The following is a 19817-nucleotide window of genomic DNA, read 5'->3' on the forward strand; positions in this document are numbered from 1 at the left end:
CACACTATTGGAGTAAAGATATTGTCCAGACTCGCTGAATTTCGTGCAGCTGAAAAGGCCCTTCAAGAGCAGCTCAAGCAGCTGGAAACCCTGAAGAATGATGCCGGGCTCAAGAAAGAAATCGAATTCGAAGAAAAGCTCCAGGGGCTGATGAAAACCTACGGCAAGAGCCTGCGCGACATCATCGCCATTCTCGATCCGAACCCGGCAAAATCCGGTCTGCAACAGGCAACGCCTAAAACCCGCCGCGCTCGCGTGGTCAAGGTTTATCAGAACCCGCACACCGGTGAACTGATTGAAACCAAGGGTGGCAACCACCGCGGCCTGAAAGCCTGGAAGGAACAATACGGTGCAGCTACCGTTGATTCCTGGCTGCGTGGCTAAGCACTCGCGGTGACAAAAAAGCCCTGCCAATGCAGGGCTTTTTCATGGACGCCTTCTAAATGCAACGATTGGCGTCGATCAACTCGCTACTTGTTGAATAACTTTGTGCTTAATCCCTTTGGTATCTAAAAATTTCCGAATGCGCTGAAACCGGCAGCCATTGAAATCTTTAACTAAAGTTTCAAGCTGTTACGGGCAGCCTCTATTTCGTCCTGACTTGCCTTATAAACCTCGGCCTGCCCCGCGTACGAAAGAACATAGGCCTTATCGGCATCCACGGCTGCGACCAATGTTTGAGAGAGCACATGCCTTCCGTTCTGCGTGATCGTGCAGGTAGTTTCCAGCGCTGATAAGCGGCTCAACGTCGTCGGGTGAATCTTGTTGCAGACACTTTGATAACCGCCTTGAAAGAAGTCCTTCTGCACCGACTTGCGCATCTCCAGCAACACGCCTTGCAGATTCACCTGATGACCACTTTCTACCTGAGTCATGGTCAACTCCATCACCATCACCGGTGTGCCGTCCTGATCGTTTTTCACCGCACGCTGGCGCGAAACGTGGGTGTTGGCGTCATCTTGCGGGACGGCTTCGACCTCCCAGCCGTTGGGCCAGGTCATGATTGGCTCGTCTGCGTGAGCGCTGTTAACACCTGAAAGCACGCAGATCAGGACGAACATCGATTTACAAAAACGAATCATTGCAATGAACACTCACGGATTGAACCGTAAAGTCTGAGCCTCGCCCGTCTGTCAGGCAATAGCCGACTGTTTTGGTTTGGTGATGTCAGAGCCCTTGCGTATCATTGTCGCCATTCGTTAGCCCCACTTATTTTCCGGAGGGCCCATGAGCCTGCACGAATTGAACACCTTCCCAGGCGTGACAGCCCAACCTGACACCGCCACCCAGAAATTCGTCTTCAATCACACCATGCTGCGGGTCAAGGACATCACCAAGTCACTGGATTTCTACACGCGCATTTTGGGTTTCTCGCTGGTGGAAAAGCGCGATTTCCCGGAAGCCGAGTTCAGCCTGTACTTCCTGGCGCTGGTCGATAAAAACCAGATCCCGGCCGACGCCGCTGCACGCACTGAGTGGATGAAGTCGATCCCGGGTATTCTCGAACTGACCCACAACCACGGCACCGAGAACGACGCGGATTTCGCTTACCACAACGGCAACACCGACCCGCGCGGCTTCGGTCACATCTGCATCTCGGTGCCGGATATCGTCGCTGCGTGCGAGCGCTTCGAAGCGCTGGGCTGCGATTTCCAGAAACGCCTGAATGACGGCCGTATGAAGAGCCTGGCGTTCATCAAAGACCCGGATGCTTATTGGGTTGAGATCATTCAACCCGCACCGATGTAATCAAAATCAAAAGATCGCAGGCTTCGCCAGCTCCTACAGGTGTACACAGAACCCTGTAGATACTCTGTTCACGGTCAAGCTTTCGCGAGATGTTTTTCGCTAAAAAGCTTGGCCGTATTAAATTCTTCTCCGGAACGCATGCATGCCCATAACCCGGTTAGGTATTTGCGCATGACCGCACCGATGGCCTGCATTTTCTTCTTGCCGCGCGCTACCAGAGCCTCGTAGAAGGCCTTCACACTCTCATCACAACGGATTGCCGTCATCGCCGGCATGAACATCGCTGCGCGCAAGTAAGCATTACCGCATTTGGACATTCGCCCTGGCCGGTTCACGCTGGTGCCTGACTGGGTCAACCTGACATCCAGGCCTGCATAGCGGCTTACCTGCGCCGATTTAAGCGTTACCGGAAGGGTTGTCAGCTCAGCCAGTGCGGCGATGGCTGAGGCTTCTCCAACGCCGGGGGCCGCCATCATGCAGCGAAACTGTAAACTCAGATCCGGGCATTTGGCGATGGCATCACGTGCGGCTTTCTTCAAGCGATCAATCCGTGTGTCCAGCCCTGCAATCGCCTCTTTCTCATCCTCGATCAGCAGCTCCACACTCGTTTCTGTCGCTTGTAGCGCGTGTAATTCGTTTTTGGCTCGTGTTCGATGACCAATCAGCCGATTGATATGGCGGCCAATCGCACGCAGCGTCATTTGATCGGTAGTAGGCGGAACCCAAAGCCTGGGAGTCATGCGCTCGCCATATTCAGCCAGCAATTGAGCGTCTATCTGGTCAGTTTTGCTGTTTTGCAGCATCACTTTTGCAAAATTGTGGAAGCTTTTGGGGTTGATCACCGAGACCGGCAGGCCGGCAGCGTGCAACTCCAATGCAAGATCCAGGTAGTAAATGCCAGTGGCCTCCATGACCACACTCAGCGGTTTGAGACCTAACATCTTTGTCACGGCAGCCTTACGTCCTTTGGGCGTGTGCTGAACGTCCCACTGGCCTGATGTTTTACCGCTCTGCCGCCATCCCATGACAGACGTGCGCGCACCAATGTCTATGCCGACATGAGTATTCATGCTTTTCACTTCCCTGACTTTCGGTAAGATTGCCCCTGGTTCCCCCGACCTCGAATTTCATGCCACTGCAACCTTGTAATGCGAAGTCCGACTTGTCGGCTTCTCGATACTCTTCGTGGTGGGCAATGAGGCGGGGGGGCCTCTCTACAGACAAGGTCAGGAGCAAATCCTGCCTTCAGGAGCTATCGGCCTCCCCCAGAAACGCACTTGCTGTTGTATGAATCCTTGAGCGTAACCTCTCTCGTTGGAATCAAGGTCAACATACAAGGAGCTGGCGAAGCCTGCGATCTTTTGAGTCACACACAAAAAACCCCATGATCGCTCATGGGGTTTTTGTGTTTTCAGCGTCGGGTTTTATGCCGGAGCGGAGGTGCGGATCAAGTGATCGAATGCGCTCAGGGAGGCTTTGGCGCCCTCGCCCACCGCAATCACGATCTGTTTGTACGGCACGGTGGTCACGTCACCGGCAGCGAACACGCCCGGCATCGACGTTTCACCGCGGGCATCGACGATGATCTCACCGCGAGGCGACAACTCGATGGTGCCTTTGAGCCAGTCGGTGTTAGGCAGCAAACCGATCTGCACGAAGATCCCTTCCAGCTCGACGGTACGCAGCTCGTCCGACTGACGATCCTTGTAGCGCAGGCCGTTGACCTTCTGACCGTCGCCCAACACTTCAGTGGTTTGCGCACTGGTGATCACGGTGACGTTCGGCAGGCTGTGCAACTTGCGCTGCAAAACCGCATCGGCGCGCAGCTGCTCGTCGAACTCCAGCAGTGTTACGTGGGACACGATACCCGCCAGGTCGATGGCCGCTTCGACGCCGGAGTTACCGCCGCCAATCACCGCCACACGCTTGCCTTTGAATAGCGGACCGTCGCAGTGCGGGCAGTACGCCACGCCTTTGTTGCGGTATTGCTGCTCACCCGGGACGTTCATTTCACGCCACCGCGCACCGGTCGCCAGGATCACGGTCTTGGCTTTCAGGGTCGCGCCGCTGGCGAAGTGGACTTCGTGCAGCTCACCGCTCTTGCCCGGCACCAACTTGTCGGCGCGTTGCAGGTTCATGATGTCAACGTCGTATTGTTTGACGTGTTCTTCCAGCGCCACGGCCAGTTTCGGCCCTTCGGTTTCCTGCACGGAGATGAAGTTCTCGATGGCCATGGTGTCCAGCACCTGCCCACCAAAACGTTCAGCCGCCACGCCGGTACGAATGCCTTTACGGGCGGCATAGATCGCGGCCGACGCACCTGCCGGGCCACCGCCGACGACCAGTACGTCAAAGGCTTCTTTGGCGCTGATCTTCTCGGCCTGACGTTCGATGCCGCTGGTGTCGATCTTGGCAAGAATCTCCTCCAGGCCCATGCGGCCCTGGCCGAAGTTCACGCCGTTGAGGTAAATGCTTGGCACGGCCATGATCTGACGATCATCGACTTCGGCCTGGAACAGCGCGCCGTCGATAGCGACGTGGCGGATGTTCGGGTTCAGCACGGCCATCAGGTTCAATGCCTGGACCACGTCCGGGCAGTTCTGGCAGGACAGCGAGAAGTAAGTTTCGAAGTTGAACTCGCCTTTGAGCGAACGGATCTGTTCGATCACTTCAACGCTGGCCTTCGAAGGGTGGCCGCCGACTTGCAGCAAGGCCAGCACCAGGGATGTGAATTCATGTCCCATCGGGATGCCGGCGAAACGCAGGCTGATATCGGCACCCGGGCGGTTGATCGAGAACGATGGTTTACGGGCATCGTCACCGTTGTCGAACAAGGTAATTTGGGTAGAAAGACTGGCAACGTCTTTCAGAAGAGCGAGCATTTCCTGGGATTTCGCACCGTCGTCGAGGGATGCAATGATCTCGATTGGCTGGGTGACCCGTTCCAGGTATGACTTCAACTGGGCTTTAAGATTGGCGTCCAACATACGGGCGATTTCCTTTTACTTGAGACGAAAAAAACGCCCGAGCGAATCTCGCCCGGGCGTTTTTGAGGGCGGTTGCAGCTTACTTAGGTGCGGAAACCCGCCCTGATAGTGCTTTCACAGACTTAGATCTTGCCGACCAGGTCCAGGGACGGAGCCAGAGTGGCCTCGCCTTCTTTCCACTTGGCTGGGCAAACCTGGCCTGGGTGAGCAGCGACGTACTGAGCAGCCTTGATTTTGCGCAGCAGCTCGGAAGCGTCACGGCCAACGCCGCCGTCGTTCAGTTCGACGATTTTGATCTGGCCTTCAGGGTTGATCACAAAGGTGCCACGGTCAGCCAGACCTGCTTCTTCGATCAGCACGTCGAAGTTGCGGGAGATGGCGTGAGTCGGGTCGCCGATCATGGTGTACTGGATTTTGCCGATGGCTGGCGAAGTGTTGTGCCAGGCCGCGTGGGCAAAGTGGGTATCGGTGGAAACGCTGTAGATCTCGACGCCCAGCTTCTGGAAAGCGTCGTAGTTGTCAGCCAGGTCTTCCAGTTCGGTCGGGCAAACGAAGGTGAAGTCGGCAGGGTAGAAGAACACGACAGACCACTTGCCTTTCAGGTCAGCGTCCGACACTTTTACGAAGTCGCCATTTTTAAAGGCGTCAGCTTTGAACGGTTTAACTTGGCTGTTGATGATAGGCATCGATGACTCTCCGTCAGGGTTGAAAAGTTTGGTTGAGAAGTTGATGGAGTGAATCCTACCGACTCGATTGCCGGATGGCTCATTGGCAAAGCTCATGCTGCTCATTGGTTTTCGCTATTAGCCGAACGTATTAATAGAAGAAAACTTACTTAGCAGCGCCAATGGTTTTTTCTGCGAGCGGTGTCATCCCAAGAAACGGGCTGGCATCAACATAGCGCATGGCGGACTTCATATCCTTCCAGCCCACGTAACTCATCAACGACTTCAAGTCCCACCCGCTCTGATGGGCCCAGGTGGCAAAGCCGCGCCGCAATGAGTGACTCGTGTAGTGCTCGGCCGGGATGCCGGCGCGCTCCAGCGCCTGGCGCAGTAACGGGATCACACTGTTGGCGTGCAGCCCCTCCTCGCTCAGGTGGCCCCAACGGTCGATGCCCCGGAATACCGGTCCACGGACCAGCGCGGCTTCGGTGATCCAGTCGATGTACGCCTGCACCGGACACAGGCGCAGCAACGCTGGCGTCTGGTAAGTCTTGCCGAGGTTTTCGCGGTCACTCTTGGTTCGCGGCAAATAGAGCGTGATGCCTGAACCGACAGCCGCTTGCACGTGTTCGATCTGTAACCGGCACAACTCATCACTACGAAAGCCGCGCCAGAAACCCAACAGGATCAGCGCCCTGTCGCGTCTGGCCCGCAAAAGGGCCGGTTGATCGTGTTCAGATTTCGCGGTTTGCGCTTCCTGCTCCAACCAGGCAACCACTTGCTCCAGATGCTGAAGCTGTAATGGCTCGGCCTGTTTTTCTTGAGCCGGGTGTAGCGCGCGAATGCCCTTGAAGACCTTGCGCACCACCGGCGCCTTGGTGGGATCAGGAAAACCCTGACTGTTGTGCCATTGCGCCAGTGCTGACAAACGCAACTTCAAAGTATTGATCGACAGCACTCCCGCGTGAGCGACGAGGTAGCGCGCGACGCTGTCGCTGGTCGCCGGCAGGAAGCCGCCCCAACTGACTTCGAAATGCTCGATAGCCGCCCGGTAGCTACGGCGGGTGTTGTCGCGGGTGGCGGCTTGCAGGTAACGATCCAGCTCAGTCATGGGCTCAACTCTCTAAAACGTACCGCTTTGGCGGGTGAAAACGCGCCACATGGCTCATCACACGGGGTAATACCAGTATATCCCGCATGAATACCTATCGTATTTTAAGTTTTAAGTTAGCGTGGTACAGTGTGTACTTAAGTGGCATGTACCACAGTACGAAATCGTAGGAGAACTCATGGCTCGTGGCGGTGTAAATAAAGCAGTGGTCCAGGCAGCACGCTTGGCAATTTTGGCTCGCGGCGAAAACCCAAGCATTGATGCGGTACGGATCGAGATGGGCAACACGGGCTCGAAAACCACGATTCATCGCTATTTGAAGGAGCTGGATGACGGCGCCGAGCGCGCCGAAGTGGCGCCGGAACCGATTGATGACGAGCTGGCGGGGCTGGTTTCGCGACTGGCACAACGACTCAAAGAGCAGGCGCAGGAGCCCATCGATCAGGCCCGCGAGCAGTTCGACAAACAAAAGAAAGCGCTGGATACGCAACTGCATGAAGCCCAACAAGCCAACACGCAACTGCAGCAGCAGTACGAGATACAAAGCCTGGCACTGACCCAAGAGTCCGAGGCCCTGCTAGAAACCCGCGCCATGCTGCAGACCGAGCAAACCCGCAACGCCGGACTGAACCAGGCGCTGGCCGATTTCGAATTACGCTTGCAAGACAAGGATGAGCAGATCCGCTCACTGGAAGAAAAGCACCTTCACGCTCGCGATGCCCTGGAACATTATCGCAACGCCGTCAAAGAACAGCGCGAGCAGGAACAACGTCGCCACGAAGGCCAGGTGCAGCAGATTCAGATGGAGTTGCGCCAGGCCCAGCAAAGCTCATTGGTGCGCCAGGATGAGATCACGCAACTGCACCGCGACAACGAGCGTTTGTTAACGGAGAACCGTGGCACCCTGAGAGAGTTGAGTCTGCTGCAGGATCAACTCAAGCAAACCAACGCTCGACAGGATCAGCTACTGGAACAGGCCAATCGTATCGACAGCGAACGCACCCTCCTCCAGGAACGCTTGCGCGCTGCCCTGCTGGAAAGCCAGTCGCTGAAACAGAGCGTCGATGAGCAGTCGCAGATAAATAAAGCGCTGGAAATTGAGTTGCTCAAGACTCAGGCGAGCCTCGATGAGAGCGTGCGCCTGGCGGCCGTCATTGCGACAGCGCCAGACGCGTCCGACCCCCAAAAGGACGATTAACCCGCGACCGGCGTACGCATGGTGACGAACTCTTCGGCGGCAGTTGGGTGCACGCCGATGGTTTCATCGAAATCGCGCTTGGTGGCACCCGCCTTCAAGGCGATCGCCAAGCCCTGCACAATTTCCCCAGCCTCCGGACCGACCATGTGGCAGCCCAGAACCTTGTCGGTCTTGGCGTCCACCACCAGCTTCATCAGGGTGCGCTCCTGGCATTCGGTCAGGGTCAGCTTCATGGGCCGGAAGCGGCTTTCGAAGATCACCACCTCGTGACCGGCCTCCCGGGCCTCCTCCTCGGTGAAACCGACCGTGCCGATGTTCGGCAAGCTGAATACCGCGGTCGGGATCATCTTGTAATCCACCGGGCGATATTGCTCAGGCTTGAACAAACGTCGTGCCACGGCCATGCCTTCAGCGAGCGCTACCGGCGTCAATTGAACACGACCGATCACATCGCCAAGCGCCAGGATCGACGGTTCAGCAGTCTGATACTGCTCGTCGACCTCGACGAAACCTTTCTTGTCGAGTTTGACCCCGGTGTTTTCCAGCCCAAGATTGTCGAGCATCGGACGTCGACCGGTGGCGTAGAACACACAATCCGCCTCCAGCTCACGGCCGTCCTTGAGGGTCACCTTCAGGCTGCCATCGGACTGCTTGTCGATACGTTCGATGTCGGCGTTGAATTGCAGATCCATGCCGCGCTTCGTCAGCTCTTCCTGCAGGTGTTTGCGCACCGCACCGTCGAAGCCGCGCAGGAACAGCTCACCGCGATACAGCAACGTGGTGTCGGCGCCCAGACCGTGGAAGATCCCGGCGAATTCAACGGCGATGTAACCACCGCCCACGACCAGAACGCGCTTGGGCAATTCCTTGAGGAAGAACGCCTGGTTGGAACTGATTGCATGCTCATGCCCCGGAATTTCCGGAATCTGTGGCCATCCACCGGTAGCAATCAGGATGTTTTTGGCGGTGTAGCGTTCGCCATTGATCTCGACCTGGTGCGGATCAACGATTTTGGCGTGGCCTTCATGCAAGGTCACGCCACTGTTAACCAGCAGATTGCGATAGATACCGTTCAGGCGATTGATCTCGCGATCCTTGTTGGCGATCAGCGTTGCCCAATCGAACTTCGCTTCGCCCGGTGTCCAGCCAAAACCTTGCGACTGCTCGAAGTCTTCGGCGAAATGCGCACCATAGACCAGCAGCTTTTTCGGCACACAGCCGACATTCACACAAGTTCCACCCAGGTAGCGGCTCTCGGCCACAGCCACTTTCGCGCCAAAACCGGCAGCAAAACGCGCAGCCCGCACACCGCCGGAACCGGCGCCAATCACATAAAGGTCAAAATCGTAGGCCATTTTCAATCTCCTCGGCAGTCCACAAGCATACCCGCAGACGTCCGCTGGGCAAGTAGCGCTGCAATCGATATGGGGACGAAAAATGAAAAAGCCACCCGAAGGTGGCTTTTCAATACAAGTGGATCAGAGGCTATTAGTAAGCCTTGCCAGTCTTGTAGAAGTTCTCGAAGCAGAAGTTGGTAGCTTCGATGTAGCCTTCAGCGCCACCGCAGTCAAAACGCTGGCCCTTGAACTTGTAGGCAATCACGCAACCGTTTTTCGCCTGTTTCATCAGGGCGTCGGTGATTTGAATCTCGCCGCCTTTGCCTGGCTCGGTTTGTTTGATCAGCTCGAAAATATCCGGCGTCAGGATGTAACGACCGATGATCGCCAGGTTCGACGGTGCGTCTTCCGGGGCTGGTTTTTCGACCATGTTGCGAACACGGTACAAATCATCAGCGATCAGCTCGCCGGCGATCACGCCGTACTTGTTGGTTTCCTGCGGATCCACTTCCTGGATCGCAACGATGGTGCAGCGATACTGCTCGTACAGCTTGACCATCTGGGTCAGGACGCCGTCGCCTTCGAGGTTGACGCACAAATCGTCCGCCAGCACTACCGCGAACGGTTCGTCACCGATCAGTGGGCGGCCAGTCAGGATCGCGTGGCCCAAGCCTTTCATTTCGGTCTGACGGGTGTAGGAGAACGAGCACTCGTCCAACAGTTTGCGGATACCGACCAGGTATTTTTCCTTGTCGGTGCCTTTGATCTGGTTTTCCAGCTCGTAGCTGATATCGAAGTGGTCTTCAAGAGCGCGTTTGCCGCGACCGGTCACGATGGAGATTTCGGTCAACCCAGCGTCCAGTGCTTCTTCGACGCCGTACTGGATCAGTGGCTTGTTTACCACCGGCAGCATTTCTTTGGGCATGGCTTTAGTCGCTGGCAGGAAGCGAGTACCGTAACCGGCTGCTGGGAACAAGCATTTCTTGATCATAAAAGTCCTTGATAGGGCTGTGTGTACGAGTTTCGGCGCAGTCTAATCAGGCGGCGTGCACCTTACAATGCCCCCGCGCTGGCTAACCGATGCCATCATAGAGAAATATTCTCGCGGATAGTTCCCGAGATAGCTCCGCAGCCTTTATAGATAGCACAGACCACCAGATCTGCACGGCCGCGAATCGCACCACCCTACACCATCAGCACCCGTCGAGTGCATTTGGCGCTATCATTGCGCGATTGAACCAGTCAACGAGGCAGATAGATGTCGGAAGCAAAAAGTGTCAACGGATTCCTGATCAATCAGGCAAAAGACGGCCAGTGGTGGGTAGACAGTACTGGCGGCGAAAATATCGCCGGGCCTTTCCCTACCGAAGCGTCGGCGATTGAAGTGGCATCCGTTCTGGAACTCGAACACCCAGCCCCGAAGCGTCGCGGCAAGGACAAGTCCTGAGAAGCACCGGACTCGACCCAAGCCCTGCCTCGCGCAGGGCTTTTTTGTGATTTCCTGCCACGAAGTGGCCATTCGCTATAACCTTTTGATGCCAGCGCTGTCACAGGCTCAGCCCCTTCATCCTGACGACGACAACGACATGAATAAATTTTTGCCACTGATCGCGGTACTGGCCCTGAGCGGCTGCGCGACTTCCGAAACAACCTACCTGAACAACGGCGAGCAAGGCCTGGCCATCGACTGCTCCGGGGAAGCCAATTCCTGGGCGACCTGCTACGAAAAAGCCGATGCCTCTTGCGCCGGCACCGGCTATCGGATCGTCGGTACCGATGGAACACCTTCGACCAAGGAAAGCGACAAGACCCTGGGTGTCGACGTCGGCAACTACAAGAACCGCAACGTCGTGGTTGTCTGCAAGTAAGGCGCCCTGCCCTACATGTGAATTTCGGCGAACTTGATCCCGAGACCGCGCACCGTCTCGATCAAATCGTCGAGGCTACTGAAGGATTCGACTTCGTCGTTTTCATCCACCAGAAAATAACTGCGCCCGGCGCTTTTCTTGAAAAACACGATCCATTCTCCCGGATTCGCCGGATTCTGAATCACGTGGGTGGCAGAGATGTGACCCTCTGCATGGCGCTCCCGTACCTGCTCTCGCTTCATGCTCGACTCCAGAAATGACAATGCCGCCAAAGCGCTGCTTTGGCGGCATCGGTGCTGACGGGCGACAGTCTATCAGCCGGAAATGCACGCAGTAGCGGCATTGCGTACGTCCATGGGGCGCAACGGCACATTGGAGATACGCTCATGCAACTTGATGCTGCTGCCAGTGGAGCGGTCTTCGATATCAAATACTGCCGCCGGGCCTGAGGAGAACTTCTGCGGCACGATGACTCGCGTACCGTCCTTATGCGGCTCGACTTGCAGGGCTCCCCGGCTGCTGGCCAGTTTCTCGGTCAGGCATTGCGCGTACTCATGAGGCTTCTTGCCTGAAATCACGCTCATGGTCGGCAGCGACTCATTGATCTCCGAGACATTTGCACAACCACTCATCGCTATCGCCATAGGCAGGAACAGAACACCCCACTTCATACAACACCTCCGATAAAGACACTCCGACAGTACAAATGCTGTTTTTCTCCGAGGCTTTCCGCGTTTATCGCTCATAGAATTCCGTATAACTGTTTTTAATTGTCAAAGCAGACCTCGACGACCGGATAATAACCCGTTCGGGCTGATAAACTGCGCCAATCGCACATGCTATCGTTTTGATTTTGTAGAAAAAGCCCTTCTGGAGGCGCCTCATGAAATTTATCCACCAGCGCGAGCACCTCAACGAAGACGACATCGTCGTCATTCAATGCTCCCAAACATGCAATATCCGCTTGATGAACGACGCCAATTTCCGCAGCTTCAAGAATGGCGGCCGCCACACTTACCATGGCGGAGCATTCGACACTTTCCCTGCCCGGATTACTGCACCGAGCACCGGTTTCTGGAACATCACCATCGACACGGTCAACCGCCGGCCGATCAGCGTGACTCGCAAACCGACCCTGACTCACACCATCAAGATCATCCGCCGCTCCAGCACGAAACTGAGCTGAGTGACACCCAAACACCCAGACAAGCAGGTATGACCGTGGCCCAAACGACCAAGTACGTCATCAAATACAAACTCAATGGTGAGCGTCGCTTCGAATTTGCCCAGCTTGAAAACGGCACCGAAGAAGAAGCCAAGGCCGCGCTGGATGCTCTTCATGGTTCGAGCGAAGACGTCATCAGCGAAGTAAGCGTCAGCAAAGCGCTGTAACGGGATCCGGAGCGACAACATGGACGTCTGCTCCTGCCTCTGGAATTCAACCGCAAGCGCCGGAGTGTTCGCTCCATCCCCGCTCCCTAGACTGGCCACCTCAACCTTTGGTTAAGGAGTCAGAACATGTCTACTTCCTCGATTCGCTTCATCAGTGGCACTTCCAGCCTTGGCGTCTTGCTGCTGGCGTTCAGCACCGAAGGTCTGTGCGCGCTGCTGATCGGTGATGATCTGGCAACGCTGGAACGCGATCTTTCGCAACGCTTCCCCGGCCAACCAGCACCGCAGCGCGATGAAGGCTTGATGCCTGCGCTGGAGCAAACCCTGCGCCACCTCGAAGACCCGCGCAGCACCCTGGATTTGCCGCTGGATCTGACGGGCAGCGTTTTTCAACGGCGAGTCTGGGATGCCCTGCGGCAAATACCGCTGGGTGAAACCGCCAGCTATCTGGATATCGCGCGACAATTGGGTCAACCCACGGCTTTTCGGGCGGTGGCCAATGCCTGCGGAGCAAACCCGCTGGCGGTGATCGTGCCGTGCCATCGAGTGCTGCGTCAGGATGGCAGCCTTGGCGGCTACCGTTGGGGGTTGGAGCGTAAACGGCAACTGCTGGATCGTGAGGCGCGGCGATGAGCGAGCGTTCTCTCGATGGACTGGACTGGGAAGCGCTGGCACAACAACTCGATCAGGATGGCTGCGCGATCATCAGGTCGCTTTTAAGCCACGAGAAGTGCGATGAAATCAGCGCTCTATATGCCAGTGCCGAACCGTTTCGCTCGCAAGTGATCATGGCTCGTCACGGCTTTGGCCGTGGCGAGTACAAATACTTCAAATACCCGTTGCCAGATGTCGTCGCCCGTTTGCGCAGTGCGCTCTATCCTCGATTGGTGCCCATTGCCAATCGCTGGTACGAGCACATGGACCTGCCGACCCGTTTCCCTGAAGCGCATGAAGCGTTCCTCGAACGCTGCCATGCCGCCGGTCAGGAACGCCCGACGCCGTTGTTGCTGCAATATGGACCGCAGGACTACAACTGCTTGCATCAGGACCTGTACGGCGAACACGTCTTCCCGCTGCAAGTGGCGATTCTGCTGTCAGAACCGGACGACGACTTCACCGGCGGCGAGTTCGTGCTGACGGAACAGCGCCCACGGATGCAATCGCGCCCTCAGGTCATTGGTCTGAAGAAAGGCGACGGGCTGATCTTTGCCGTCAACCAACGACCGGTCAAAGGCGTTCGTGGCTATTACCGAGTCACCCTGCGCCACGGCGTGAGTCGCCTGCACAGCGGAAAACGGCATACCCTTGGAATCATCTTTCACGACGCGTTATGACCCCATGAACCCGATCACCTTCGACTTGTTTGCCGACGCGGAACCCGAGCAGCAACCCAGGCTCGATCGTATCGGCGAACAGTCCTGCGTCCTCAGAGGCTTTGCCCTGCCCTGGCTGGATCAGTTGCTGCCCGCACTGGACGCGGTTCTGGCGGCGGCACCGTTTCGGCAGATGATCACGCCCGGGGGCTTTACCATGTCGGTCGCCTTGAGCAGTTGCGGCGTGCTGGGCTGGACCACCGACCGCAGCGGTTATCGTTATACCCTCAATGATCCGCTGACCGGAAAACCCTGGCCGAAAATGCCCGAGGTGTTTTTCGAACTGGCGCAAGCGGCTGCGCGGGAAGCAGGCTTTGCGGATTTCGTGCCTGATTCCTGCCTGATCAACCGTTATGTTCCCGGGGCCAAGATGTCGTTGCACCAGGACAAAGACGAAGTTTCCTACGCAGCGCCCATTGTTTCAGTGTCCCTGGGATTGCCGGCGATGTTCCTGTTCGGCGGTTTCGAGCGCAGCGATAAAAGCCAACGGGTGCCGCTGTTGCATGGTGACATCGTGGTCTGGGGTGGCGTGGATCGCTTGCGTTATCACGGGGTCTTGCCGATCAAGGACGGCCTACATCCGCGACTGGGCGAACAACGGATCAACTTCACCTTTCGTACCGCGGGATGAAGCCTTCGAATTCGACCGCAAGACCCGGGGTGCAGCGACCCCGTCGGCTGGTTAATCTGCATGAAACAGGTCAGGACATGAAGCCATGACAAGCCATTCGAAAAAAATTGCCACCGAGAACGATCCTCGCTGGGCCGCCGTCGTCGCGCGTGATCCCCGGGCAGACGGACAGTTTGTGTATGCGGTGAAAACCACCGGCATTTACTGCCGCCCCAGCAGCCTGGCACGGTTGCCGAAACCGCAGAACGTCGAATTCTTCGACACGGCCGAGCAGGCCCAGGCGGCGGGCTATCGCCCCAGCAAACGCGCCGCCAAGGATCAAAGCGACATCGCCGCGCAACATGCTGCGACCGTGGCGGCCGCTTGCCGCCAGATCGAAACCGCAGAGAATCTGCCTGTCCTGAGCGAACTGGCTGTTGCTGCGGGCCTCAGTAGCTTTCACTTCCATCGTGTGTTCAAAGCGGTGACCGGTCTGACGCCCAAGGGTTACGCCGCGGCCCATCGTTCACGCAGGGTCCGTGAGCGCCTCGCGGACGGAGGCTCAGTGACCGACGCGTTGTATGACGCCGGCTTCAATTCCAACAGTCGTTTTTATGAAGCCGCTGATCAGTTATTGGGCATGAAACCCTGTGATTACCGCGCAGCCGGTCAGAACAACGACATTCGTTTTGCCGTCGGCCAGTGTTCCCTCGGGGCGATTCTAGTGGCGCAGAGTGAACGGGGTGTTTGCGCGATCCTCCTGGGCGATGATCCGCACCAATTGGTCTGCGATCTGCAGGACAAGTTTCGGCGTGCGAATCTGATTGGCGCCGATCACACGTTCGAGCAACTGATCGCCAAGGTTGTTGGTTTTATCGAAGCGCCGGCACTGGGCCTGGACTTGCCGCTGGATGTTCGTGGCACCGCTTTTCAAAGACGGGTCTGGCAAGCCCTGCGGGAGATTCCCGCCGGTTGCACCGCCAGCTACGCCGATATCGCTCAGCGTATCGGCGCGCCAAAAGCGATGCGCGCCGTGGCTCAAGCCTGCGGCGCGAACAATCTGGCGGTGGCGATCCCTTGCCACCGCGTGGTGCGCAGCGACGGCAATCTGTCGGGCTATCGCTGGGGTGTGGAACGCAAGCGTCAGTTGCTTGAGCGCGAAAACCCGTCCGAGTCCTGAATTCCGATATAGACCGACACTGAATCCGGGCTGGTATAGACCTCGAAGTCTGTGGCGAACGTGCGGCAAACCTGCGGGTTGTCCTTAAAGTAGGCCCAGATCAGGCCCCACGTCTGAATGACGCTGTCTGGCATCGCCCCTTTGGCGCTGAATACCAGGTAATCGCCTCCCTGCACCTGAACCTGCGGAAAGTCCTCGGAGGGCGCGGTGACTGCCACCCCCGCGGTTACATCGAAGTGGCCCGAAGCGTCGGACTCGTAGTTGGAGTAGACGCCGTACATGAAGGAATCCGGCTGTTTGTGGGGGATCTTGTCGAAGATGTCCTCAACGAAAAATTGTTCCCACATAGGGCCGATGCGCGCAGTGTCTGGCTGCTGCTCTGCGGCATTGCAGGTGCGCACTCGCAGGCCCGAGACGCTAAAGGGCCGCACTTCACGCTGTTTTACATCCATGGTCGATAGTCCTTGTCTCTGTCGTTTGTCTGTTTGATTGGCGGTGAGATGGTCACCGATTGACGTCGACCACCACCCGCCCACGCAATTGACCGGCGAGCAAACGCGGTGCGGCGTCGATCACTTCGCTCAAGCCGATTTCGTGGCTGATCAACGGCAACAAGGTGAAGTCGAGATCCTTGGCCAGACGATTCCAGGCCAGTATCCGCTTGGCTTTGGGCTGAGTCACGCTGTTGATCCCGGCCAGGGTCACGCCGCGCAAAATGAACGGTGCGACTGAAGCCGGGAAGTCCATGCCTTGCGCCAGGCCACACGCGGCGACAGTGCCGTTGGCCTTCGTGCTGGCACAGGCATTGGCCAGGGTGTGGCTGCCGACCGAATCGATGACCGCCGCCCAACGCTCCTTGGCCAAGGGCTTGCCCGGCTCGGACAGCGTGGCGCGGTCGATGATTTCGCTGGCGCCCAGTTGCTTGAGGTAATCATGCTCGGAGGTGCGGCCAGTAGACGCGACCACCCGATAGCCGAGCTTGCTCAGCAATGCGATGGCGAAACTGCCTACACCGCCATTGGCGCCGGTGACCAATACTTCGCCCTGCTCGGGCGTCGCGCCATTATGTTCCAGCGCCAGGATGCTCAGCATCGCCGTGTAACCCGCCGTGCCGATGGCCATCGCTTGCGCCGCGGTGAACGCCTTGGGTAACGGAATCAGCCAGTCGCCATTCAAGCGAGCCTTCTGCGCCAGTCCGCCCCAATGCCCTTCGCCAACACCCCAGCCATTGAGTACGACCTGATCACCGACCTTGTAGTCCGGATGCCCACTGACTTCGACAGTGCCTGCCAGATCGATCCCCGGCACCATCGGGAATTTTCGCACCACTGGGCTGCTGCCGGTAATCGCCAGGCCATCCTTGAAGTTCAGCGTGCTGTACGCCACACGCACCGTCACATCGCCCTCGGGCAGTTGATCGTCATTGATCTCTTGCAGCGTGGCCCGGTAACCGCTGTCGTCTTTGTCGATCAAAATACCTTGGAACATTGCTGCCTCCGTTTGGAATCGCCCAGTTGTGGTGCAATTGAAATAACACATCACAATATTTCACCGTACTCGACTTTAAGCTAAAAGTGGCACTCGAACCGAAAACGCGACTGGCCTTGTATCCGTCATTGCTGATACAAAAACGGTCCTACCGTCCCTGCCCTGTTATGACGTCGGAGAACCCTGCAAATGAGCAAATGGCCAGACACTCGCATTCTTGACCTGCTCGGCATTGAACTGCCGATCATCCAGGCGCCCATGGCCGGCGCGACCGGTACGGCCATGGTTATTGCAGCCAGTAACGCCGGCGGCCTGGGCTCGATGCCCGCCGCCATGTTGAGCATCGATCAGTTACGCGAGGAGCTGAAAACGATTCGTCAGCACACTCAGCGCCCGATCAACGTCAACTACTTCTGCCATCAGCCACCCGCCGCCGATGAGCAACGCGCTCGAGACTGGAAGAATCTGCTGGAACCCTACTACCGGGAACTTGGCGTGGACTTCGACGCGCCGACGCCGGTGTCCAATCGAGCGCCGTTCGATAACGCGGCCTGCGAAGTGATCGAAGAGTTTCGCCCTGAAGTCGTGAGTTTCCACTTCGGCCTGCCGGAAAAATCCCTACTGGATCGCGTGAAAGCCACTGGGGCGAAAGTGCTCTCCTCGGCCACCACGGTCGAAGAGGCCATCTGGCTCGAACAGCAGGGTTGTGACGCGATCATCGCCATGGGGTACGAAGCCGGCGGCCATCGGGGCATGTTTCTCAGTGATGATTTGAGCAGCCAGGTGGGCCTCTTTGCGCTGGTGCCGCAAATCGTCGATGCCGTGAAAGTACCGGTGATTGCTGCCGGCGGGATTGCCGACGCACGAGGCGTCGCGGCGGCTTTCCTGTTGGGGGCTTCGGCGGTGCAAGTGGGCACGGCGTACTTGTTCACGCCAGAGGCCAAGATCAGCGCGTCTCATCACAAGGCGTTGCGCACCGCCAAGGAAAGTGAGACGGCCGTCACTAACATTTTCACCGGACGCCCGGCGCGCGGCATTCTCAATCGGGTGATGCGCGAACTCGGACCGATGAGCGCAAAAGCCCCGGCCTTCCCGCTGGCGGGTGGTGCGCTGATGCCGTTGCGGGCCAAGGGAGAAGCGGATTTCAGCAATCTCTGGGCGGGTCAGGCATTCACGCTGGGCGTTGACATGACCACGGCTGAACTGACTCGGAAGTTGGCTGAAGAGGGGCTGGCGAAATTGCTTCGTCACTAAACACGGCCCTGTAGCGCTGCCGAAGGTTGCTACAAGGACATGCGCGACCTCAACAACGCGCATCCAACACGTTCCGTTTGCAGGCATTTCGCTATATATTCCGCTATATAGCGATTACCCCTCCCTCGCAGCACTTGCCTATAACGGAGCCGTTTCATGACCATTCGTGCCTCACGTTTTGCCCCAACCTGCCTGGCAACCCTGCTTGCAGTGTTCGCTTTCGGGTCCGCCCAGGCGGACGAAGTCCAGGTCGCCGTCGCTGCCAACTTCACTGCACCGATTCAGGCGATCGCCGCCGATTTCGAAAAAGACACCGGGCATAAACTGGTCACCTCCTTTGGTGCCACCGGCCAGTTCTATACCCAGATCAAGAACGGCGCACCGTTCGAAGTGTTCCTCTCGGCGGACGACACCACCCCGCAAAAACTCGAAACCGAAGGCGACACGGTCAAGGGCTCACGCTTCACCTATGCCGTCGGCACCCTGGCGCTGTGGTCGGCGAAAGAAGGTTACGTCGATGCCAAAGGCGAAGTGCTGAAGAAGAACGAATACCAACACCTGTCCATCGCCAACCCGAAAGCCGCGCCTTACGGTCTGGCCGCCACTCAGGTACTGGCCAAACTGGGCCTGACCGACAAGGTCAAAGCCAAGATCGTTGAAGGCCAGAACATCACCCAGGCCTACCAATTCGTCTCCACCGGCAATGCCGAACTGGGTTTTGTGGCCTTGTCGCAGATTTACAAAGACGGCAAAGTCACCGGCGGCTCGGCCTGGATCGTTCCGGCCGACATGCACGACCCGATCAAACAAGATGCGGTGATCCTCAACAAGGGCAAGGACAACCCGGCTGCCAAGGCGCTGGTTGACTACCTCAAAGGCCCGAAAGCCGCCACAATCATCAAATCCTACGGTTACCAACTCTAAATGACACTATCGAGTGCCGACTTTTCTGCCATCTGGCTAACCCTGAAACTGGCGTCGCTGACGACGGTTATCCTGCTGGTCATCGGCACTCCGATTGCGTTATGGCTGTCGCGCACCCGCTCGTGGTTGCGCGGCCCGGTCGGGGCGATCGTCGCCCTGCCCCTGGTGCTGCCGCCGACGGTGATTGGCTTCTATCTGTTGCTGGCACTCGGCCCTAACGGGTTTGTCGGCCACTTCACCCAGTCACTCGGCCTCGGTACCCTCACTTTCAGTTTCGCAGGGTTAGTGATCGGCTCGGTGCTCTACTCTATGCCGTTCGTGGTCCAGCCCCTGCAAAACGCTTTTTCTGCCATCGGCACTCGCCCATTGGAAGTGGCCGCGACCTTGCGCGCCAATCCCTGGGATACGTTTTTCAGCGTGATCCTGCCGCTGGCCCGCCCCGGTTTCATCACCGCTGCCATTCTCGGGTTTGCCCACACCGTGGGTGAATTCGGTGTGGTGCTGATGATCGGTGGCAACATTCCCGACAAGACCCGCGTGGTCTCGGTGCAGATCTACGATCACGTCGAAGCCATGGAATACGCCCAGGCCCATTGGCTGGCCGGGGCGATGCTGGTGTTCTCCTTTATTGTGTTGCTGGCGCTCTACTCCAGCCGTAAAACCGAAGCGGGCTGGAGCTGA

General features: G+C 57.5%; 25 protein-coding genes. 14 read left to right on the forward strand and 11 right to left on the reverse strand.

Annotated elements, in window-relative coordinates:
- Positions 1–21: 21 nt before the first annotated feature.
- Positions 22–384, forward strand: a complete 363-nt coding sequence (locus ACA056_RS15290; RefSeq protein ID WP_008155126.1) for a histone-like nucleoid-structuring protein, MvaT/MvaU family — start codon at positions 22–24, stop codon at positions 382–384.
- Between the two features lie 173 nt (positions 385–557).
- Here the strand turns inward: ACA056_RS15290 and ACA056_RS15295 are convergent, their stop codons facing one another.
- The gene (locus ACA056_RS15295; RefSeq protein ID WP_403143384.1) at positions 558–1082 is read right to left on the reverse strand and encodes a DUF4946 domain-containing protein; all 525 of its coding nucleotides are present in this window, start codon (positions 1080–1082) and stop codon (positions 558–560) included.
- Between the two features lie 145 nt (positions 1083–1227).
- On the opposite strand from ACA056_RS15295, the gene gloA reads away from it, so the two are divergent.
- Positions 1228–1749, forward strand: coding sequence for a lactoylglutathione lyase (gloA, locus tag ACA056_RS15300; protein ID WP_033055156.1), 522 nt, complete (start codon positions 1228–1230; stop codon positions 1747–1749).
- Positions 1750–1823: 74 nt separating this feature from the next.
- Here gloA and ACA056_RS15305 read toward each other — a convergent pair whose 3' ends face one another.
- The 4 genes from ACA056_RS15305 to ACA056_RS15320 all read right to left on the reverse strand — a co-directional run bounded on the left by ACA056_RS15305 (position 1824) and on the right by ACA056_RS15320 (position 6512).
- Entirely contained in the window at positions 1824–2819 is a 996-nt protein-coding gene (locus ACA056_RS15305; protein ID WP_497265786.1) for an IS110 family RNA-guided transposase, read from the reverse strand.
- Positions 2820–3173: 354 nt separating this feature from the next.
- A complete protein-coding gene (gene ahpF / locus ACA056_RS15310; protein ID WP_497265788.1) occupies positions 3174–4736 on the reverse strand; it encodes an alkyl hydroperoxide reductase subunit F in 1563 nt (520 codons plus the stop codon).
- A 122-nt stretch (positions 4737–4858) separates the two neighbouring features.
- Entirely contained in the window at positions 4859–5422 is a 564-nt protein-coding gene (gene ahpC, locus ACA056_RS15315; protein ID WP_007975937.1) for an alkyl hydroperoxide reductase subunit C, read from the reverse strand.
- A 145-nt stretch (positions 5423–5567) separates the two neighbouring features.
- Positions 5568–6512 carry a site-specific integrase gene (locus ACA056_RS15320; RefSeq protein ID WP_497265793.1) on the reverse strand — a complete coding sequence of 315 codons (945 nt, stop codon included), beginning with the start codon at positions 6510–6512 and terminating at the stop codon, positions 5568–5570.
- Positions 6513–6690: 178 nt separating this feature from the next.
- On the opposite strand from ACA056_RS15320, the gene ACA056_RS15325 reads away from it, so the two are divergent.
- A complete protein-coding gene (locus tag ACA056_RS15325) occupies positions 6691–7710 on the forward strand; it encodes a DNA-binding protein (protein ID WP_497265795.1) in 1020 nt (339 codons plus the stop codon).
- On the opposite strand, the gene gorA is transcribed toward ACA056_RS15325, so the two are convergent.
- Positions 7707–9065, reverse strand: coding sequence for a glutathione-disulfide reductase (gorA, locus tag ACA056_RS15330; RefSeq protein WP_497265797.1), 1359 nt, complete (start codon positions 9063–9065; stop codon positions 7707–7709). The genes ACA056_RS15325 and gorA overlap by 4 nt on opposite strands.
- Before the next feature lie 133 nt (positions 9066–9198).
- Complete coding sequence (gene galU / locus ACA056_RS15335; RefSeq protein WP_056739849.1) at positions 9199–10038, reverse strand: UTP--glucose-1-phosphate uridylyltransferase GalU; 840 nt, start codon at positions 10036–10038, stop codon at positions 9199–9201.
- Between the two features lie 267 nt (positions 10039–10305).
- On the opposite strand from galU, the gene ACA056_RS15340 reads away from it, so the two are divergent.
- Positions 10306–10494 carry a hypothetical protein gene (locus tag ACA056_RS15340; RefSeq protein ID WP_497265799.1) on the forward strand — a complete coding sequence of 63 codons (189 nt, stop codon included), beginning with the start codon at positions 10306–10308 and terminating at the stop codon, positions 10492–10494.
- Between the two features lie 139 nt (positions 10495–10633).
- Complete coding sequence (locus tag ACA056_RS15345) at positions 10634–10915, forward strand: hypothetical protein (protein WP_497265801.1); 282 nt, start codon at positions 10634–10636, stop codon at positions 10913–10915.
- Positions 10916–10926: 11 nt separating this feature from the next.
- Here the strand turns inward: ACA056_RS15345 and ACA056_RS15350 are convergent, their stop codons facing one another.
- Positions 10927–11157 (reverse strand): hypothetical protein, encoded by a 231-nt coding sequence (locus ACA056_RS15350; RefSeq protein ID WP_123364930.1) that lies wholly within the window; start codon positions 11155–11157, stop codon positions 10927–10929.
- 72 nt (positions 11158–11229) lie between these two features.
- Entirely contained in the window at positions 11230–11586 is a 357-nt protein-coding gene (locus tag ACA056_RS15355; protein WP_497265803.1) for a hypothetical protein, read from the reverse strand.
- A 212-nt stretch (positions 11587–11798) separates the two neighbouring features.
- On the opposite strand from ACA056_RS15355, the gene ACA056_RS15360 reads away from it, so the two are divergent.
- The 6 genes from ACA056_RS15360 to ada all read left to right on the forward strand — a co-directional run bounded on the left by ACA056_RS15360 (position 11799) and on the right by ada (position 15470).
- The gene (locus ACA056_RS15360; RefSeq protein WP_024164534.1) at positions 11799–12101 is read left to right on the forward strand and encodes a DUF1883 domain-containing protein; all 303 of its coding nucleotides are present in this window, start codon (positions 11799–11801) and stop codon (positions 12099–12101) included.
- A 29-nt stretch (positions 12102–12130) separates the two neighbouring features.
- On the forward strand, positions 12131–12307 hold the full coding sequence (locus tag ACA056_RS15365) for a hypothetical protein (protein ID WP_497265805.1): 177 nt from the start codon (positions 12131–12133) through the stop codon (positions 12305–12307).
- 126 nt (positions 12308–12433) lie between these two features.
- Entirely contained in the window at positions 12434–12940 is a 507-nt protein-coding gene (locus tag ACA056_RS15370) for a methylated-DNA--[protein]-cysteine S-methyltransferase (protein WP_497265807.1), read from the forward strand.
- A complete protein-coding gene (locus tag ACA056_RS15375; RefSeq protein ID WP_497265809.1) occupies positions 12937–13641 on the forward strand; it encodes a 2OG-Fe(II) oxygenase in 705 nt (234 codons plus the stop codon). The genes ACA056_RS15370 and ACA056_RS15375 overlap by 4 nt, the downstream gene beginning before the upstream one ends.
- Before the next feature lie 4 nt (positions 13642–13645).
- Positions 13646–14311, forward strand: a complete 666-nt coding sequence (gene alkB, locus ACA056_RS15380) for a DNA oxidative demethylase AlkB (protein ID WP_497265811.1) — start codon at positions 13646–13648, stop codon at positions 14309–14311.
- 85 nt (positions 14312–14396) lie between these two features.
- Positions 14397–15470, forward strand: a complete 1074-nt coding sequence (ada, locus tag ACA056_RS15385) for a bifunctional DNA-binding transcriptional regulator/O6-methylguanine-DNA methyltransferase Ada (protein WP_497265813.1) — start codon at positions 14397–14399, stop codon at positions 15468–15470.
- Here the strand turns inward: ada and ACA056_RS15390 are convergent.
- The gene (locus tag ACA056_RS15390) at positions 15434–15922 is read right to left on the reverse strand and encodes a GyrI-like domain-containing protein (RefSeq protein WP_497265815.1); all 489 of its coding nucleotides are present in this window, start codon (positions 15920–15922) and stop codon (positions 15434–15436) included. The two genes, ada and ACA056_RS15390, sit on opposite strands and share 37 nt — an antisense overlap.
- 52 nt (positions 15923–15974) lie before the next feature.
- Positions 15975–16958 (reverse strand): acrylyl-CoA reductase (NADPH), encoded by a 984-nt coding sequence (gene acuI / locus ACA056_RS15395; protein WP_497265817.1) that lies wholly within the window; start codon positions 16956–16958, stop codon positions 15975–15977.
- Positions 16959–17147: 189 nt separating this feature from the next.
- Here acuI and ACA056_RS15400 point away from each other — a divergent pair, with 189 nt between their 5' ends.
- The 3 genes from ACA056_RS15400 to modB all read left to right on the forward strand — a co-directional run bounded on the left by ACA056_RS15400 (position 17148) and on the right by modB (position 19817).
- A complete protein-coding gene (locus ACA056_RS15400; RefSeq protein ID WP_497265819.1) occupies positions 17148–18212 on the forward strand; it encodes an NAD(P)H-dependent flavin oxidoreductase in 1065 nt (354 codons plus the stop codon).
- A gap of 156 nt (positions 18213–18368) precedes the next feature.
- On the forward strand, positions 18369–19136 hold the full coding sequence (modA, locus tag ACA056_RS15405; RefSeq protein WP_497265821.1) for a molybdate ABC transporter substrate-binding protein: 768 nt from the start codon (positions 18369–18371) through the stop codon (positions 19134–19136).
- Positions 19137–19817: a molybdate ABC transporter permease subunit gene (gene modB, locus ACA056_RS15410; RefSeq protein ID WP_497265823.1), complete on the forward strand. Its 681-nt coding sequence runs from the start codon at positions 19137–19139 to the stop codon at positions 19815–19817.

Source organism: Pseudomonas sp. LBUM1666 (genome assembly GCF_059695775.1).

What these genes read in the sequence shown, in the direction of transcription:
- ACA056_RS15355 (WP_497265803.1), bottom strand. Translation starts at nt 11,586, where the DNA reads ATGAAGTGGGGTGTTCTGTTCCTGCCTATGGCGATAGCGATGAGTGGT.
- ACA056_RS15390 (WP_497265815.1), bottom strand. Translation starts at nt 15,922, where the DNA reads ATGGATGTAAAACAGCGTGAAGTGCGGCCCTTTAGCGTCTCGGGCCTG.
- gorA (WP_497265797.1), bottom strand. Translation starts at nt 9,065, where the DNA reads ATGGCCTACGATTTTGACCTTTATGTGATTGGCGCCGGTTCCGGCGGT.
- ahpC (WP_007975937.1), bottom strand. Translation starts at nt 5,422, where the DNA reads ATGCCTATCATCAACAGCCAAGTTAAACCGTTCAAAGCTGACGCCTTT.
- ACA056_RS15375 (WP_497265809.1), top strand. Translation starts at nt 12,937, where the DNA reads ATGAGCGAGCGTTCTCTCGATGGACTGGACTGGGAAGCGCTGGCACAA.
- ACA056_RS15305 (WP_497265786.1), bottom strand. Translation starts at nt 2,819, where the DNA reads ATGAATACTCATGTCGGCATAGACATTGGTGCGCGCACGTCTGTCATG.
- ACA056_RS15400 (WP_497265819.1), top strand. Translation starts at nt 17,148, where the DNA reads ATGAGCAAATGGCCAGACACTCGCATTCTTGACCTGCTCGGCATTGAA.
- ACA056_RS15350 (WP_123364930.1), bottom strand. Translation starts at nt 11,157, where the DNA reads ATGAAGCGAGAGCAGGTACGGGAGCGCCATGCAGAGGGTCACATCTCT.
- ACA056_RS15365 (WP_497265805.1), top strand. Translation starts at nt 12,131, where the DNA reads ATGACCGTGGCCCAAACGACCAAGTACGTCATCAAATACAAACTCAAT.
- ACA056_RS15345 (WP_497265801.1), top strand. Translation starts at nt 10,634, where the DNA reads ATGAATAAATTTTTGCCACTGATCGCGGTACTGGCCCTGAGCGGCTGC.
- alkB (WP_497265811.1), top strand. Translation starts at nt 13,646, where the DNA reads ATGAACCCGATCACCTTCGACTTGTTTGCCGACGCGGAACCCGAGCAG.
- ACA056_RS15295 (WP_403143384.1), bottom strand. Translation starts at nt 1,082, where the DNA reads ATGATTCGTTTTTGTAAATCGATGTTCGTCCTGATCTGCGTGCTTTCA.
- ACA056_RS15360 (WP_024164534.1), top strand. Translation starts at nt 11,799, where the DNA reads ATGAAATTTATCCACCAGCGCGAGCACCTCAACGAAGACGACATCGTC.
- galU (WP_056739849.1), bottom strand. Translation starts at nt 10,038, where the DNA reads ATGATCAAGAAATGCTTGTTCCCAGCAGCCGGTTACGGTACTCGCTTC.
- ahpF (WP_497265788.1), bottom strand. Translation starts at nt 4,736, where the DNA reads ATGTTGGACGCCAATCTTAAAGCCCAGTTGAAGTCATACCTGGAACGG.
- gloA (WP_033055156.1), top strand. Translation starts at nt 1,228, where the DNA reads ATGAGCCTGCACGAATTGAACACCTTCCCAGGCGTGACAGCCCAACCT.
- modB (WP_497265823.1), top strand. Translation starts at nt 19,137, where the DNA reads ATGACACTATCGAGTGCCGACTTTTCTGCCATCTGGCTAACCCTGAAA.
- ACA056_RS15340 (WP_497265799.1), top strand. Translation starts at nt 10,306, where the DNA reads ATGTCGGAAGCAAAAAGTGTCAACGGATTCCTGATCAATCAGGCAAAA.
- ACA056_RS15325 (WP_497265795.1), top strand. Translation starts at nt 6,691, where the DNA reads ATGGCTCGTGGCGGTGTAAATAAAGCAGTGGTCCAGGCAGCACGCTTG.
- ada (WP_497265813.1), top strand. Translation starts at nt 14,397, where the DNA reads ATGACAAGCCATTCGAAAAAAATTGCCACCGAGAACGATCCTCGCTGG.
- acuI (WP_497265817.1), bottom strand. Translation starts at nt 16,958, where the DNA reads ATGTTCCAAGGTATTTTGATCGACAAAGACGACAGCGGTTACCGGGCC.
- ACA056_RS15320 (WP_497265793.1), bottom strand. Translation starts at nt 6,512, where the DNA reads ATGACTGAGCTGGATCGTTACCTGCAAGCCGCCACCCGCGACAACACC.
- modA (WP_497265821.1), top strand. Translation starts at nt 18,369, where the DNA reads ATGACCATTCGTGCCTCACGTTTTGCCCCAACCTGCCTGGCAACCCTG.
- ACA056_RS15370 (WP_497265807.1), top strand. Translation starts at nt 12,434, where the DNA reads ATGTCTACTTCCTCGATTCGCTTCATCAGTGGCACTTCCAGCCTTGGC.